Annotated in this window: 15 protein-coding genes; 7 read left to right on the forward strand and 8 right to left on the reverse strand. The window is 72.3% G+C overall.

Features of this window, described 5'->3' with window-relative positions:
* Positions 1-131 precede the first annotated feature (131 nt).
* Positions 132-758 (reverse strand): O-methyltransferase, encoded by a 627-nt coding sequence (locus ACVJ1F_RS05520; RefSeq protein WP_456885124.1) that lies wholly within the window; start codon positions 756-758, stop codon positions 132-134.
* A 69-nt stretch (positions 759-827) separates the two neighbouring features.
* Here ACVJ1F_RS05520 and ACVJ1F_RS05525 point away from each other — a divergent pair, with 69 nt between their 5' ends.
* Entirely contained in the window at positions 828-1,235 is a 408-nt protein-coding gene (locus tag ACVJ1F_RS05525) for a Sec-independent protein translocase TatB (RefSeq protein WP_456885253.1), read from the forward strand.
* A 117-nt stretch (positions 1,236-1,352) separates the two neighbouring features.
* Here ACVJ1F_RS05525 and ACVJ1F_RS05530 read toward each other — a convergent pair whose 3' ends face one another.
* Complete coding sequence (locus tag ACVJ1F_RS05530) at positions 1,353-2,267, reverse strand: LysR family transcriptional regulator (protein ID WP_056048675.1); 915 nt, start codon at positions 2,265-2,267, stop codon at positions 1,353-1,355.
* 188 nt (positions 2,268-2,455) lie between these two features.
* Between ACVJ1F_RS05530 and ACVJ1F_RS05535 the strand changes: the two genes are divergently transcribed.
* Entirely contained in the window at positions 2,456-2,578 is a 123-nt protein-coding gene (locus ACVJ1F_RS05535) for a hypothetical protein (protein WP_255350805.1), read from the forward strand.
* 175 nt (positions 2,579-2,753) lie between these two features.
* Here the strand turns inward: ACVJ1F_RS05535 and ACVJ1F_RS05540 are convergent, their stop codons facing one another.
* The 3 genes from ACVJ1F_RS05540 to ACVJ1F_RS05550 are packed head-to-tail and all read right to left on the reverse strand — an operon-like array spanning position 2,754 to position 5,803.
* Positions 2,754-3,920: an Mrp/NBP35 family ATP-binding protein gene (locus tag ACVJ1F_RS05540; protein ID WP_285062740.1), complete on the reverse strand. Its 1,167-nt coding sequence runs from the start codon at positions 3,918-3,920 to the stop codon at positions 2,754-2,756.
* The gene (locus ACVJ1F_RS05545) at positions 3,913-4,494 is read right to left on the reverse strand and encodes a DUF1003 domain-containing protein (RefSeq protein ID WP_056048668.1); all 582 of its coding nucleotides are present in this window, start codon (positions 4,492-4,494) and stop codon (positions 3,913-3,915) included. Before ACVJ1F_RS05545 ends, ACVJ1F_RS05540 begins: the two co-directional genes overlap by 8 nt.
* Positions 4,481-5,803 (reverse strand): magnesium transporter MgtE N-terminal domain-containing protein, encoded by a 1,323-nt coding sequence (locus tag ACVJ1F_RS05550; RefSeq protein ID WP_056048665.1) that lies wholly within the window; start codon positions 5,801-5,803, stop codon positions 4,481-4,483. Before ACVJ1F_RS05550 ends, ACVJ1F_RS05545 begins: the two co-directional genes overlap by 14 nt.
* A 71-nt stretch (positions 5,804-5,874) precedes the next feature.
* Here ACVJ1F_RS05550 and ACVJ1F_RS05555 point away from each other — a divergent pair, with 71 nt between their 5' ends.
* The 4 genes from ACVJ1F_RS05555 to ACVJ1F_RS05570 all read left to right on the forward strand — a co-directional run bounded on the left by ACVJ1F_RS05555 (position 5,875) and on the right by ACVJ1F_RS05570 (position 8,756).
* Positions 5,875-6,375 (forward strand): general stress protein, encoded by a 501-nt coding sequence (locus ACVJ1F_RS05555; protein WP_456885127.1) that lies wholly within the window; start codon positions 5,875-5,877, stop codon positions 6,373-6,375.
* 17 nt (positions 6,376-6,392) lie between these two features.
* A complete protein-coding gene (locus ACVJ1F_RS05560; protein ID WP_456885128.1) occupies positions 6,393-7,034 on the forward strand; it encodes a hypothetical protein in 642 nt (213 codons plus the stop codon).
* A gap of 118 nt (positions 7,035-7,152) precedes the next feature.
* Entirely contained in the window at positions 7,153-7,980 is an 828-nt protein-coding gene (locus tag ACVJ1F_RS05565) for a YcnI family copper-binding membrane protein (RefSeq protein WP_402752280.1), read from the forward strand.
* The gene (locus ACVJ1F_RS05570; protein WP_456885130.1) at positions 7,977-8,756 is read left to right on the forward strand and encodes a copper resistance CopC family protein; all 780 of its coding nucleotides are present in this window, start codon (positions 7,977-7,979) and stop codon (positions 8,754-8,756) included. Before ACVJ1F_RS05565 ends, ACVJ1F_RS05570 begins: the two co-directional genes overlap by 4 nt.
* Positions 8,757-8,832: 76 nt before the next feature.
* On the opposite strand, the gene ACVJ1F_RS05575 is transcribed toward ACVJ1F_RS05570, so the two are convergent.
* Both ACVJ1F_RS05575 and ACVJ1F_RS05580 read right to left on the reverse strand, forming a co-directional pair.
* A complete protein-coding gene (locus tag ACVJ1F_RS05575; protein WP_456885132.1) occupies positions 8,833-10,353 on the reverse strand; it encodes an aminopeptidase P family protein in 1,521 nt (506 codons plus the stop codon).
* A 46-nt stretch (positions 10,354-10,399) separates the two neighbouring features.
* Positions 10,400-11,431 (reverse strand): endonuclease/exonuclease/phosphatase family protein, encoded by a 1,032-nt coding sequence (locus tag ACVJ1F_RS05580; RefSeq protein ID WP_456885133.1) that lies wholly within the window; start codon positions 11,429-11,431, stop codon positions 10,400-10,402.
* A gap of 83 nt (positions 11,432-11,514) precedes the next feature.
* Between ACVJ1F_RS05580 and ACVJ1F_RS05585 the strand changes: the two genes are divergently transcribed.
* Positions 11,515-12,369 carry a PHP domain-containing protein gene (locus ACVJ1F_RS05585; protein WP_192122736.1) on the forward strand — a complete coding sequence of 285 codons (855 nt, stop codon included), beginning with the start codon at positions 11,515-11,517 and terminating at the stop codon, positions 12,367-12,369.
* Between the two features lie 155 nt (positions 12,370-12,524).
* On the opposite strand, the gene ACVJ1F_RS05590 is transcribed toward ACVJ1F_RS05585, so the two are convergent.
* A complete protein-coding gene (locus ACVJ1F_RS05590; RefSeq protein ID WP_123571548.1) occupies positions 12,525-13,976 on the reverse strand; it encodes a DEAD/DEAH box helicase in 1,452 nt (483 codons plus the stop codon).
* Between the last annotated feature and the right edge of the window lie 77 nt (positions 13,977-14,053).

The raw sequence follows: 14,053 nt of genomic DNA on the forward strand, positions 1-14,053 counted from the left end.
CCTCCTTAATAGCCCCGGACGCCCCGCCCGCCGCACCTGCGGCGCGCGGGGCGTCCGTGCGCGTGCCCGCCTCCGCGCGGGCTACCGCGCCGGTTGCCTGCTGCACGGGCGGGGAGCCCGGCGGGGGTGCGTCACCGCTTGATCAGCGAGAGCAGCCCGTCGCCCGCCGTCGAGAGCGAGCTGATCACGGCCGGTGAGGTGGACACCTCGGTCAGCAAGGTGCGGAAGCCCGTGGTCGTGCTGTCGCGGACGGCGGGATTGGCCACCCGTCCGTGCCAGAGTGCGTGCGCGACGAGGACGAGTCCGCCCGGGCGGGCGAGGCGCAGGCCGTGCTCGACGTACTCGATGACCGAGCCGGGGTCGGCGTCGACGAAGACGATGTCGTACGAGTTCTCGTTCATCCGCGGCAACACGTCGGCGGCACGGCCGGCGATCATGCGGAAGCGGCTGGCAGGCATCCCCGCCTGCAGGTAGGCGTCCCGGGCGGCCTGCTGGTGCTCGATCTCGCGGTCGATGGTCGTCAGGACGGCCGCGGGGGCGCCCGAGAGCAACCAGAGCCCGCTGACGCCCAGGCCCGTCCCGACCTCGATGATCGACGACGCGTTCGAGGCGGCGGCGACGACCGCGAGCTGGGCGCCGACCGCCGGCGAGACGGCCTCGACCCCGACCTCCAGCGAATGCTGTCGAGCCTCGGCGATCGCGTCGCTCTCGGTGACGAGTTCTTCCGCGAACTTCCAACTTGACTCTATCTGCGACACACCCACTCCTCGAAAGGCCAACTCTAGGGGGTTCCCCGAGTCGTCACCGGTTAGTCTGCTTGCGTGTCCATGTTCGGTCTGACGTTCGACAAGCTGCTCATCATCGGTGTGCTCGCGGTCTTCCTGCTCGGTCCCGAACGACTGCCCGGCTACGCGGCGAAGCTCGCCCAGCTCGTCCGGACGGTGCGCGACATGGCCAACGGTGCGAAGACGCGCATGCGCGACGAGATGGGCCCCGAGTTCGACGACGTGGAGTGGCAGAAGCTCGACCCCCGTCAGTACGACCCGCGGCGCATCATCCGCGACGCCTTGCTCGACGGCACGGATGGCGCCCCCAAGCCCTCGGCGCCGAGCATGGCGACGGCCGGTGCCGCCGCCGCGGCTGTGTCCGCGGGGTTGCCGGGGGGTCGTTCCTCCGCACAGGTGGTGCCGCTCGCGACGGGCGAGGTGCCGCCGTACGACTCCGAGGCGACCTGACCCGCCTGCGGCACCGCGCCTCCTGACCTCGTCGCCCGCCTCGTGGTCTGCCGCCTCGTGGCCTCTCGCCTCGAGCCCCTCACTCGGTCTCCACGCCGCCCGTGGGCGGCGTGGTGCTCAGACGCCTCCGTGCAGTGCCGCCACGCGTGAGGCCTCGGCCCTGAGCGCGTCGACGACCCGTCGCACCGAGGGGCGCTCGGCCCGGTCGCGCCGCATCACGGCGGACACCCAGCGCACGGCCCGGATGCTCTCGAGGGGCACGAGCACCATGTCGTCCCGGGCGTCCTTGGCGGTGAAGCGCGGCAGCACGGCGATGCCGAGGCCGGCCCCGACGAGCGACTCGGTCACCTTGGTGTCGCTGAAGCGCTGAGCGACGCGGACGGGGCTGCCGGTCACGCGCTCGATCTCGCGGTAGACCCACTCGAACGGGAAGTCGTGCGGGACGCCGATCCAGTTCTCGCCCTCGAGGTCGCCGGGTGCGAGCGAGGCGCGACCGGCGAGACGGTGGTCGGCGGGCAGGGCGATGTCGAGGGGCTCGGTCAGCAGGGGGACGGTGACGAGTCCGCGACCGGGCCACGGCTTGTCGTCGGACGAGTGCGCGACGACGACGTCGTGGTCGGCGGCCAGCTCGGGGAACTCGCGGATCGACGGGTCGTGGTCGCTCGCGACGACCACCAGGCCGGGGGTCTCGGCCACCGTGCGCAGCAGCCCCGGCAGCAACATCTGCCCGCCCGTGGGGAAGGTGGCCAGCGTGACCTCGCCCTGGGGGGTGGCGACGAAGTCGTCCCAGACCGCCTGGGCTCGTTCCAGTGCCACGGCGACGTCGGTGGCCGTCTGGGCCAGCACGCGCCCGGAGCCGGTGAGCACGATGCCGCGTCCCACCCGCTCGGTCAACGCCACGCCGGCCTCGCGCTCGAGCACCTTGAGTTGCTGCGAGACGGCACTCGGGGTGCGGTGGGTGGCCCGGGCGACGGCGGCCACGCTGCCTCGTTCGGCGAGTTCGCGGAGCAGTTCGAGACGCTTGACATCCATGTAGCAAATCTACGCTGTTTCGGTAGAAACGTGAGATTGATCTACCGCTTCTCCGGGCGCATCATTGAAGAGTCCCCGGAGCGCGTCGTAGCGCTCCCGAGCTCCGGTCGACCTGGTCCCGGGCTCGGTGGCGAATCCATCCCACCATGCAGAATCGCGCGTCGAACCGCGCCAGAAAAGAGTCCCCCATGCTCACCGGAATCATCGTCCTCGCCATCGCCGCAGTCGTCGGAATCGCCGGCTCGCTCGTCTCGGTCGCCCGAGACGGTTTCCGCGCCATCCCGACCAAGACCTACAACCGCTGGTCCTAGTCCGCTTCGCGGTGGTCGGCGCGTCTCCCTCCTGAGCGTGCCGTCACCGCGTGTGCCGCCTTCGTGCTGGGGTGCGGCACGAGCACGTCGCCGCCCCTCGGGCGAGACGCTGTGACGAAAGGGCACCTCGCCACGCGAGGTGCCCTTTCTGCACGTCCGGGGTGCTCGACCCCGGTCAGGTGACGCTGAGTCCGAGCTTCCGGCCGGCCAATCCCCGGGCCCGCACCGCCAGTCGGCCCGCCAGCTCGTCGATGGCCGTGGCCGCAGGATCGTCGGGAGCGGCGAGCACGACCGGTACGCCGTCGTCGCCCCCCTGGCGCAGGCCCAGACTGAGCGGGACGCTGGCGAGCAACGGCACCTCGGCTTCTTGACCGGACGACAGTCGGCGGGCCGTCTCGACGCCACCACCGGAGCCGAAGAGCTCGAGGACGCTGCCGTCGGCCTGGGGCAGACCCGCCATGTTCTCGACGACCCCGAGCAACCGCTGACCCGTCTGGCGTGCCACGAGCCCGCTGCGCTCGGCGACGTCGGCGGCGGCCGGTTGAGGGGTCGTGACGACCAGCACCTCGGCGTGCGGCAGCAACTGCCCCACCGAGATGGCGACGTCGCCCGTCCCGGGCGGCAGGTCGAGCAACAACACGTCGAGGTCGCCGAAGTACACGTCGGTCAGGAACTGCTGGATCGTCCGGTGCAGCATCGGCCCGCGCCAGGCGACGGCGGTCGAGGCGTCGTCGACGAACATGCCGATCGAGATGACCTTCACGCCGTGGGCCACGGGCGGCAGGATCATGTCGTCGACGCGGGTCGGCTTCACCGAGGCGCCGTCGGGGCCGACGAGGCCGAGGAGTCCGGGGATGCTGAAGCCGTAGACGTCGGCGTCGACGATGCCGACGGCCAGACCACGGGCCGCGAGGGCGACCGCGAGGTTGGCGGTCACGGTGGACTTCCCCACCCCGCCCTTGCCGCTCGTGACGGCGTAGACCCGGGTCAGCGTGTCGGGCCCGAACTGCATGCCGCGCGCCGCCCGGCCCGCCCGCAGCTTCTCGGTGAGGGCGTGTCGCTCGTCCTTGGTCATGACGGTCACGTCGACCGTGACGTCCGTGACGCCGGTCACCGAGGCCGTGGCCTCGCGGACGTCGCGTTCGATCGTGTCGGCTGCCGGGCACCCCACGATCGTGAGCTTGACGGCCACCGTCGCCGCGCCTCCTGCGTCGACGACGACGTCACCGATCATGTCGAGTTCGGTGACGGGCTTGCGGATCTCGGGGTCGAGCACCCGCGCGAGCGCGCGACGGACGTCGTCCGGCGTCGCGGGGCGGGTGGCGGCGACCGGCTCAGCCACGGTGGTGGCCGTCACGTCGGGCGTCGCGTCGTGACGACGAGGAGGTGCGGGTCGGCTCGACCGCGGGGCTCTCGTCGTCGTCGCGCCGGTCGAGCTCGTCGAGCAGCGAACGGAGCTCGGCCCGGATGAAGTCCTTGCTGGCCATGTCGCGGATCGCGATCCGGAGCGCGACGACCTCGCGGGCCAGGTACTCGGTGTCGGCCAGGTTGCGTTCGGCGCGCTGACGGTCCTGTTCGAACTGCACGCGGTCGCGGTCGTCCTGCCGGTTCTGCGCGAGCAGGATGAGGGGAGCGGCGTACGACGCCTGCAGCGACAGGATCAGCGTCAGCGCCGTGAAGCCGATGGCAGCGCTGTCGAAGCGGATGTCGATCGGGGCGACCGTGTTGTAGATCATCCAGACGACGCAGAACAGGGTGAGGGCGATCAGGAAGTAGGGCGTGCCCATGCCCCGGGCGATGGACTCGGTCGCCCGACCGAAGCGGTCGCTGCTGACCCGCTTGCGCCCGGGCAGCACGCGGGGGCGCAGACCCTTGGGGGCGTCGAGGCGGACGTCGTTGCGGTTATCGCGGGCCATCGTCGCTCCTCGTGCTCTGGCCGATCGCGGGGCGACGGGCGCGGCCACGCGGTCGGCTCGGGGTCAGCGGTTGGTCGGGGTCCTGACTGCGCCAGTCGTCGGGCAGGACGTGGTCGAGGACGTCGTCGATGGTGACGACGCCGACGAGGCGGTGCGCCGAGTCGACGACGGGCACCGAGACGAGGTTGTAGGTCGCCATGACCCGCGTGACCTCGAGGGCCGTGGCGTCGACGCGGACCGGTTCGGTGGTCTGGTCGAGGATCGTCCCCAGGCGCTCGTTCGGCGGGTAACGGAGCATCCGCTGGAAGTGCACCATGCCGAGGAACCGGCCGGTGGGCGGTTCGTAGGGTGGCAGGACGACGCAGACCGCCGCGCCGAGCGCCGGGGCCAGTTCGTGACGACGGATCAGGGCGAGGCCCTCGGCGACCGTGGCGTCGGCCGAGACGATGACGGGCTCGGTCGTCATCAGTCCGCCTGCGGTGTCGGAGTCGTAGCTGAGCAGCATGCGCACGTCGTCGGCCTCGTCGGGCTCCATCAGCGTGAGCAGCTGCTCGGTGCGTTCGTCGGGCAGCTGGGCGATGAGGTCGGCCGCGTCGTCGGGCTGCATCTGGTCGAGGACGCTCGCCGCACGGTGGTCGTCGAGGCCCGTGAAGATCTCGACCTGCTCGGCCTCGGGCAGCTCTTCGAGCACGTCCGCGAGGCGGTCGTCGGACAGTTCGCCGGCGACCTCGAGCCGCCGCTCGGGCGTGAGGTCGAGCAGGGTGTTCGCGAGGTCCGCGGGCACGAGGTCGGAGTACGCGGCGATCAGGTGCTCGGCGCTCTGCGCCTCGCCCGGTCCGGCCTCCTCGACGACGTCGTCCCACGCCGCGAACGCCGTCGGCGCCTTGACGAACGGCGACGGCGACGTCTTGGGCTTGCGCAGGAAGAGCTGGCCGACCTCCCAGTCGCCCTCGCTCACCTCGTCGATCGCCACGTCCTCGATGGTGGCGTGGCCGCCACCGTGCCGGAACGACACGCGACGACCGAGCAGGTCGGCGATGACCCGGGTCTCGCCGCCACGCTGCTCGAAGCGGCGGAGCGTGATGACGCCGTTCGTGATGATCTGGCCCGAGCCGATGCTCGTGACGCGTCCGATCCCCACGAAGACCCGGCGCTTGCCGGGGACCTCGACCACGAGGCCCACCACGCGCGGCGCCCCGGTGCGGCGGTAGACCACCAGCACGTCGCGCACCTTGCCGACCTTGTCGCCCGCAGGGTCGAAGACGGAGCAACCGGCCAGCCGGGCGACGAAGACTCTGGTTGCACTCACGCGTCCAATTTAGTCGCTCGCGGGGTCGCCGCCGACGGGTGCCCGGCAGGGGCACCGTGTTTAATGCTGGGATGACGAACCCGGGCCCCGTGGGCCGCCGCCCGCCGATGGTGCCCACCCTGCCGCGGGGCGACGTCCTCGGCACCTACGACACGTATCCCGAGGCGCAGCGCGCGGTCGACCGGCTGTCACAGGCCGAGTTCCCGATCAAGCGGCTGGCGATCATCGGCAACGACCTGAAGACCGTCGAACGCGTCACCGGTCGCCTGAGCTACGGGCGTGCCGCCCTGGCCGGGGCCGTGACCGGACTCTGGCTCGGCGTCTTCTTCGGGCTCGTCATGCTCGTCTTCGCGACCGAGACCGCCACCGCGGCCACCGTCGGGGCGGCGGCTCTGCTCGGAGCCGGTTTCGGCATGCTCTACGGCATCGTCAGCTTCGCGATCACCCGTCGCCGCCGTGACTTCACCTCGACGCACCAGGTGCTCGCGTCGAACTACCAGATCGTGGTCGACCCCGAGGTGTCCGGGCGGGCGCACGAGATCCTCGCGCGTCCCGAGGCCCCGCGCCGCTGACGTACCCTGGTGTCGACATGGCACTCCGCGACCCCTCCACGACGGCCACCCGGGCCGAGCGCTTCGCGCGTGGTTGGCTGACCGCCGGTGCGTCGACCCTGGTCGCGGCCTTCTCCCACGTGGCCGGCGGTGGCATGGAGCCCGGACTGCTCGGCGTCGTCCTCGCCCTGGCCGTGGCCGTGCCCGTCTCGATCGCCCTGGCGGGCGTGCACCTCTCGACCGTGAGGCTCGCCGTCGCGGTCGCGCTCAGCCAGGTCGCGTTCCACGTGTTGTTCTCCCTCGGAGCCTCGGACGGCGGGGGTGCCTCGGCGACGGGCGGGCACCACTCCGCACTCGTGATCTCGACGATCGCCGACGGCGCCGCGTCCGGTGGCGGCGTCGGCCAGGCCATGGTCATGGGGGGCCCCGCCATGTGGCTGGCCCACGCGCTCGCGGCCGTGGTCACGATCGTCGCCCTCCGGCGTGGCGAGGGCGCCGCGTGGGCCCTCGTCCGACTGGCCGTCCGCGGTCTGGCCGTCGCGCGCCTCTTGACCGCCGGACATCGGCCCGAGGCGCCCGTCGTCCGGCGCCCGCCGACTCCGGTCGGCGTCCGTCCGCGCCCGCCCGGCCGACGACACCTCACGGCCCGACCCCGTCGCGGTCCGCCCTGCCCTGCCTGACCCCGCACACCGCCGACCTCCGTCGCCGGTGACCCCGTCGGACGCGCCCGTCGCGCCGTCGGGCCCCATCGTCATGCACCGCAGACCGATCGCACTCGCGATCGAGAGGACCAGATCCATGAACCACAGCACCGACCCCATTTCCGTCGCGTCCCGCCGTCCCCGGTCGTCCGCCGTCGTCGCCCGTTCGGCAGCGGCCCTCGGCGCCGCCGCCCTGCTCGCGTTGGCCGCGCCCCTCGCGGCCTCGGCCCACGTCCACGTCGAGCCCGGTCAGGCCGAGGCCGGGTCGTACGAGACGTTGACCTTCAAGGTGCCGAACGAGTCGGCGACCGCGGGCACCGTCGGGCTCGTCGTCGACCTGCCCACCGACACCCCGTTCACCTCGGTGTCGTACGAGCCCCTCCCGGGGTGGACCACCGAGGTCACCACCAGCACGTTGCCCGAGCCGGTCGAGCTCGACGGCACGACGATCACCGAGGCGCCGACGCAGGTGACCTGGACGGCCGAGGGCGACACGCAGATCGCACCCGGACAGTTCCAGCAGTTCGTCATCTCGGCCGGTGCGGTGCCCGACACCGGGTCGATCGCGCTGCCGGCCCACCAGCGCTACTCGGACGGCACGGTCGTCGACTGGGCCGACGCGACTCCCGCCTCGGGAGAAGAGCCCGAGCACCCCGCACCGACCCTCTACGTCAACGACGCGCCGCCGGCCGACGAGCACGCCGGCCACGCGACGGACGACGACGCGACGACCGCGGGTGTCGGCACCTCCGGCGACTCGGCGTCGGGCTCCGGCGACGGCGCGGTCGGACCGCTCTCGATCGGCCTCGGCATCGGCGGCCTCGCCCTGGGTGCGCTGGCGCTCGTCGTCTCGGTCGTCGCGCTGACCCGTCGGCCCCGGGCGACCGCGTCCCGCACCTCGACGAACGGCGGGGTGGACGCGTGACGGCCGCGCGCTCGCGGACACCGCGCCTCCTCGGCGTCCTCGTGACGGCCGGGCTGGGTGCCGCGGTCGGCGCCCTCGCCCTCGTACCGGCGGGATCGGCCGCGGCGCACGACTACGTCGTGAGCAGCACGCCGGCCGCGGGCTCGACCGTCGACTCGTCCCCGGCGACCGTGTCGATCACCTTCAACGACGTGATCCTCGACCTCTCGGGCACCGGCAGCTCGAACGTGCTCGAGGTGACCGACGCCGCCGGTCTGCACTACGAGGACGGCTGCTCGACGACCTCGGGACCGACGCTGACGACCGGTGTCGCGCTCGGGTCGCCCGGCGCCTACACGATGACCTACCAGGCCGTCTCGGCCGACGGCCACACCGTCTCGGACGCCGTCCCGTTCACCTACGCCCCCGCCGCGGGCACCGCGGAGGGGGCGGGCTCGCCGACCCGTCCGAGCTGCGGCAGCGCAGGAGGCGCGGCTGGCGGTGCCGGCGCCCCCACCGGTGACGAGACCGGTGCGGCCTCGCCCTCGGCCTCGTCCGAGCCCGAGATGACGACCATGGCGACCCCGGGTGACGACACCGTGGCGACGCCGTCGGCTGCGCCCGAGTCGGGATCGGTGAACGCCGGACTCGTCATCGGCATCGCGGTCGCGATCGTCGTGCTGGCCGCCGCCGGTGTGGTCGTGGCCATCGTCACCGGCCGGCGACGTGACGGGACACCGTCCGAGGCCGACGACACGTCGGCCCCGGACGGCGACTCGTCGTCCGACGGTCGATGATCCTGCCTCGCTGATCGGGGTGTGAACGGGCGAAGGGCCCCGGGTGCGTCGCACCCGGGGCCCCTCGTGTCGGACCTCAGTCGCGGGAGATCCACGCCTCGACGTCGGCGACCGTGCGGGGGATGGCCACCGAGAGGTTCTCGGCCCCGTCGGCGGTCACGAGGATGTCGTCCTCGATGCGCACGCCGATGCCGCGGAACTCCTCGGGCACGGTGAGGTCGTCGGGCTGGAAGTACAGGCCGGGTTCGATGGTGAACACCATGCCGGGCTCGAGCACGCCGTCGAGGTAGAGGTCGCGGCGGGCGGCGGCGCAGTCGTGCACGTCGATGCCGAGGTGGTGGCTCGTGCCGTGCACCATGTAGCGACGGTGGTACTGGTGGTCGGGCTTCAGCGACTCCTCGGCGGACACCGGCAGGAAGCCCCATTCGGCCGTCCGTTCGGCGATGACCTTCATGGCCGTCGCGTGGATCTCGCGGAACGCGATGCCCGGACGCACGATCGCGAACGCCGCGTCGGCCGCCTCGAGCACGGCTTCGTACACGAGACGTTGCACGTCGGTGAACCGGCCCGAGACGGGCAGCGTGCGGGTGATGTCGGCCGTGTAGAGGCTGTCGAGTTCGATGCCCGCATCGATGAGGATGAGGTCGCCGTCGCGGACGACGCCGTCGTTGCGGGTCCAGTGCAGGACGCAGGCGTGGTCGCCCGACGCGGCGATCGTGTCGTAGCCGACCGTGTTGCCGTCGGCGCGGGCCCGACGGTTGAAGGTGCCCTCGACGAGCCGCTCGCCGCGCGGGTGCGCGACGATGTCGTCGAAGTCGGCGATCACGTCGGTGAACCCCTTGCCCGTCACCGTCACGGCCTGACGCATCTGCGCGACCTCGTACGCGTCCTTGACGAGACGCAGCTCGCTCAGGTCACGGGCCAGGTCGGCGGAGGTCGCCCGCTCGCCGGGGCGGTCGTCGTCGGAGATCACGACGGCCGTCGTCCCCGCCGAGACGGGGGACTGCTCGGCGGCGGCCTCGACGACGGCGTCGAGACGGCGGGTCAGGTCGGGGTCGGCTTCGCGGACGACGAGGGTGCCGGCGTCGATGGTGCCGACCACGGCCTCGAAGTCGGCCAGGTCACGCGTGGCGAGACCCAGGTCGGCGGCGACCTGCGTCAACGACGGGCGCGGGCCGATCCAGAACTCGCCGATCTCGGGGTTGGCGTAGAACTCGTCCGAGTCACGCCCGGCGCTCGCCCTCAGGTACAGGGTGGCGTCGTGGCCCTCGGCCGTGGGCTCGAGCACGAGCACCGAACCGGGCACGGTGTCGGAACCCCAGCCCGTCAGGTGCGAGAACGCCGAGTGCGCACGGAAGGGGTAGTCGCAGTCGTTGGACCGGACCTTGGCGGAGCCGGCCGGCACGACCAGGCGGGTGCCCGGGTGCAGCGCGGACAGCCGCGCGCGACGGTCGGCGGCGAACGGCGCCTGCTCACGCGGCTCGGGGAGGACGTCGGGGCGGTCGGCCCACTGCGACGAGATGTAGTCCTTGAACGTGTCCGACCCGGGGGTGGTGGAGCGGTTGGTGGTCGCGCGCGGCGCCTTCTGATCTGCCATGCCCACCATTGTCCCGCCAAACGGGCCGGACGCCCAGTCGGTGGGCTCAGGCTCCCGTGCGACTGAGCTGGGCGACGACCGCCCGGTGGTCGCTGCCGGCGTCGTCGAGCTCGGTCACGACCCGGAAGCCGGTCGGCAGCCACTGCTCGGTGGCCATGACGTGGTCGATCGGCGCACCGAGGAGGGGAGGGACGTCGGTCGGCCAGGTCCCGACGCCGGCGTTCGCGGTCGCCTCGGCGGCATCGCGGCAGGCGCCGAGCGCTCCACCGTCGGTGCCGAGCCCGGCCATGTGGTCGAGGGTGGCGTTGAAGTCACCCGCCATGATCACGTTCCCCGACCGGCAGACGTCGGCGAGGTACCCCAGGCCGGCACGCCACTGCCCCATGTGCTCGGGCGTCGGCGACACGGGATGGGCGGCGACGATCGTGGGGCCCTCGCCCGACACGGGTGTCGCGACGACCGTCGGGAGGACGGGCGTCGTCCGTGCGTCGGTGGTGCCGTCGTCACCGATCGCGACCTGGTAGTCGCCCAGCGCGGCACTGATCAGGAGCGTCGTCGAGCGGCCGCTCGCGATCTGGTCGTAGGCCACCGTGTTCACCCACATGGGCTTGCCGGCGGCGGCCATGGCCTCGGCGACGGCGACGCCGACCTCCTGGCGGGTCTCGGGCAGGGCGATCACGTCGGCACCGACCTCGGTCGCGAGGGCGACGACGGCGTCGGCCCCGGTCGCCGCGCCGAGGGTGTTCCACGACAGGACGGTGACGTCGGTGGGCGTCTTCTCGACGAAGTCGGTGCGGCCCAGGCCGCGAGCCGTCACGACGCCCGCCGAGAGGACGCCGAACACGAGCAGCAGCACGGCCGCGCTCGCCGTGAGCGACCGGATCGGCCGCGCGACCAGGCCGAGCACGAGCAGCAGCACCACCAGGACGATCGCGACGGCCCCGGCGACGAGCCGGAACGACACCACCTGACCGACCGGGAAGACGCGCTGCAGCCCGACGGCCTGGGGCCAGAGGGCGGCCAGGAGCACGGCGGCGACGGCGAGGACGAAGACGAGGGCGACGAGACGACGGATCATGGCCCCTGGAGCCTAGGGGAACCCCCGACCGCACGTCGGGCGCCGCACGGACGGCTCGGATGCGCGCCGCCTACGATGGGGGGATGCCCACGCGCCTGGTCGACCTGCACACTCACTCGAGCGTGTCGGACGGCACCGAGGCGCCCGCCGCGCTGGTCGCGTCGGCCGTGCGCGCGGGGCTCGACACCGTCGCCCTGACCGACCACGACAGCACGGCCGGGTGGTCCGAGGCCACGGCCGCCGTCGCCGGCACCGGTCTCACCCTCCTCCCCGGCATGGAGCTCAGCACCCGGCTCGGACTGAACAGCGTCCACATGCTCGGCTACCTCTTCGACCCCGCCCACCCGGGCCTCGTCGCCGAGACGGCCCGCCTGCGCGACAGCCGTCTGCACCGGGCCGAGCGCATCGTCGAACGCATCGCCGCCGACTACGACCTCACCTGGGGCGACGTCCTCGCCCAGGCCAGCTCGGGGGCGACCCTGGGACGGCCGCACATCGCCGACGCCCTCGTCGCCAAGGGCTACGCGCCCGACCGCAGCGCCGCCTTCGCGGGCATCCTGCACTGGCGGTCCGGGTACTACGAGCCGCACGAGGCACCCAGCCCCCTGATCGGCGTCCGCCTGATCCGGGAGGCCGGGGGCGTCCCCGTCATCGCCCACCCGGCGACGCGGGGTCGCGAGCCGAACGTCTCCAGCGAGGGTTTCGAGGCCCTCGTCGACGCCGGCCTGCTCGGCGTCGAGATCGACCACCGCGAGAACACCTCGGCCGGCAAGGCGCGACTGCTCGAGCTCGCCCGACGGTACGACCTCATCGTGACCGGGTCGAGCGACTACCACGGCGACGGCAAGCCCAACCGGTTGGGTGAGAACACCACGGCTCCCGGACAACTCGACCGGATCGTCGACGCGGCGACCGGGTGGGTGCCCGTCCGGGGCTGAACCGGCCCGCGCCTCCTCGGTTGGACGGCGACGTGCCGGGCGATGACGTGCCGGACGGCGGCGTTCCGGACGGCGACGTGCCGGGCGATGACGTGCCGGACGCACGAGACCCCCTCGCCGCGGACGGTCGAGGGGGTCTCGTGCTGGATCGGTCGTCAGCCCTGCGGCTGTGACGACGAGTCGCCGGCGGGACGACGGCGACGGTTGCGGCTGCGCTTGCGTGGGGCCTCACCCGTGCCCTCGCCGGCCGGAGCCGCCGCGTCGGGCGCCTGTGCGGCGCCGCGGCCCGTGGTCGAGGGCTCACCGGAGGCCCGCACGGGAGCGTCGCCACGACCGCGACCGCGACCCCTGTCACGATCGCCCTGGGGGCCGCCGGTGCGCTCGCGCGAGCCGACCGAACCCGCCTTGACCGCCGACAGGGAGCTCGCGCGCAGGCGTCCCTTCGTCCCGGCGGGGATGTCGAGGTCGGCGAAGAGGTGCGGGCTCGACGAGTAGGTCTCGACCGGCTCGGGCTGGCCCATGTCGAGGGCCCGGTTGATCAGGGCCCACTTGTGCAGGTCGTCCCAGTCGACGAACGTCACGGCGATGCCGGTCTTGCCGGCGCGGCCGGTACGGCCGGCGCGGTGCAGGTAGGTGTCGTGGTCGTCGGGCACGGTGTGGTTGATCACGTGCGTGACGTCGTTCACGTCGATGCCTCGGGCCGCGACGTCGGTCGCGATCAGGATGTCTTTCTTGCCCGCCTTGAACGCGGCCATCGCGCGCTCGCGCTGCTCCTGGTTGAGGTCACCGTGGACGGCCGCCGCGTTGAAGCCGCGGTCGTTCAGCTCTTCGACGAGCTTGGCGGCCGCGCGCTTGGTCCGGGTGAAGACGACGGTCTTGCCACGACCCTCGGCCTGGAGGATGCGCGCGATCACCTCGTCCTTGTCGAGCGAGTGGGCCCGGTAGACGACGTGCTTGATGTTCGCCTGCGTGAGGCCCTCGTCGGGGTCGGTCGCGCGGATGTGGATCGGCTTCGACATGAACCGGCGTGCCAGGGCCACGATCGGGCCGGGCATGGTCGCCGAGAACAGCATGGTGTGACGGGTGGCCGGCACCTGCTGGAAGATCTTCTCGATGTCGCTGAGGAAGCCCAGGTCGAGCATCTTGTCGGCCTCGTCCAGCACGACCTCTTGCACCTCTTTGAGGTTCAGGAGGCGCTGGCCGGCCAGGTCGAGGAGGCGCCCGGGGGTGCCCACGACGATCTGCGCGCCGGCCTTGAGTTGCTCGACCTGGCCCTCGTAGGCCTTGCCGCCGTAGATGCTGACGATCTTGGTCGCCCGGTTCGAGGTGGCGAGCTCGAGGTCGTCGGCCACCTGGACGCAGAGTTCGCGGGTCGGGACGACGACGAGCACCTTGACGCCGGGGGCCGGGTCGAGGCCGATGCGCTGGATGATCGGGAGGCCGAAGCCGAAGGTCTTGCCGGTGCCCGTCTTGGCCTGGCCGATGATGTCCTGCCCGGCGAGGGCGAGGGGGATGGTCTGCGTCTGGATGGGGAAAGGTTCGAGGATCCCCTTCGACGCCAGAGCGTCGACCATGTCGGGGTCGATCGCGAGGTCAGTGAATGTCAAAGTGTTGCCCTGTCTCATATAGGGGGATGCGTCGAGTTTAGCCCGTCGCGACGGGCGGCCCCTCGGACCCCGTAAGA

It is taken from the genome of Frigoribacterium sp. 2355 (genome assembly GCF_054060695.1).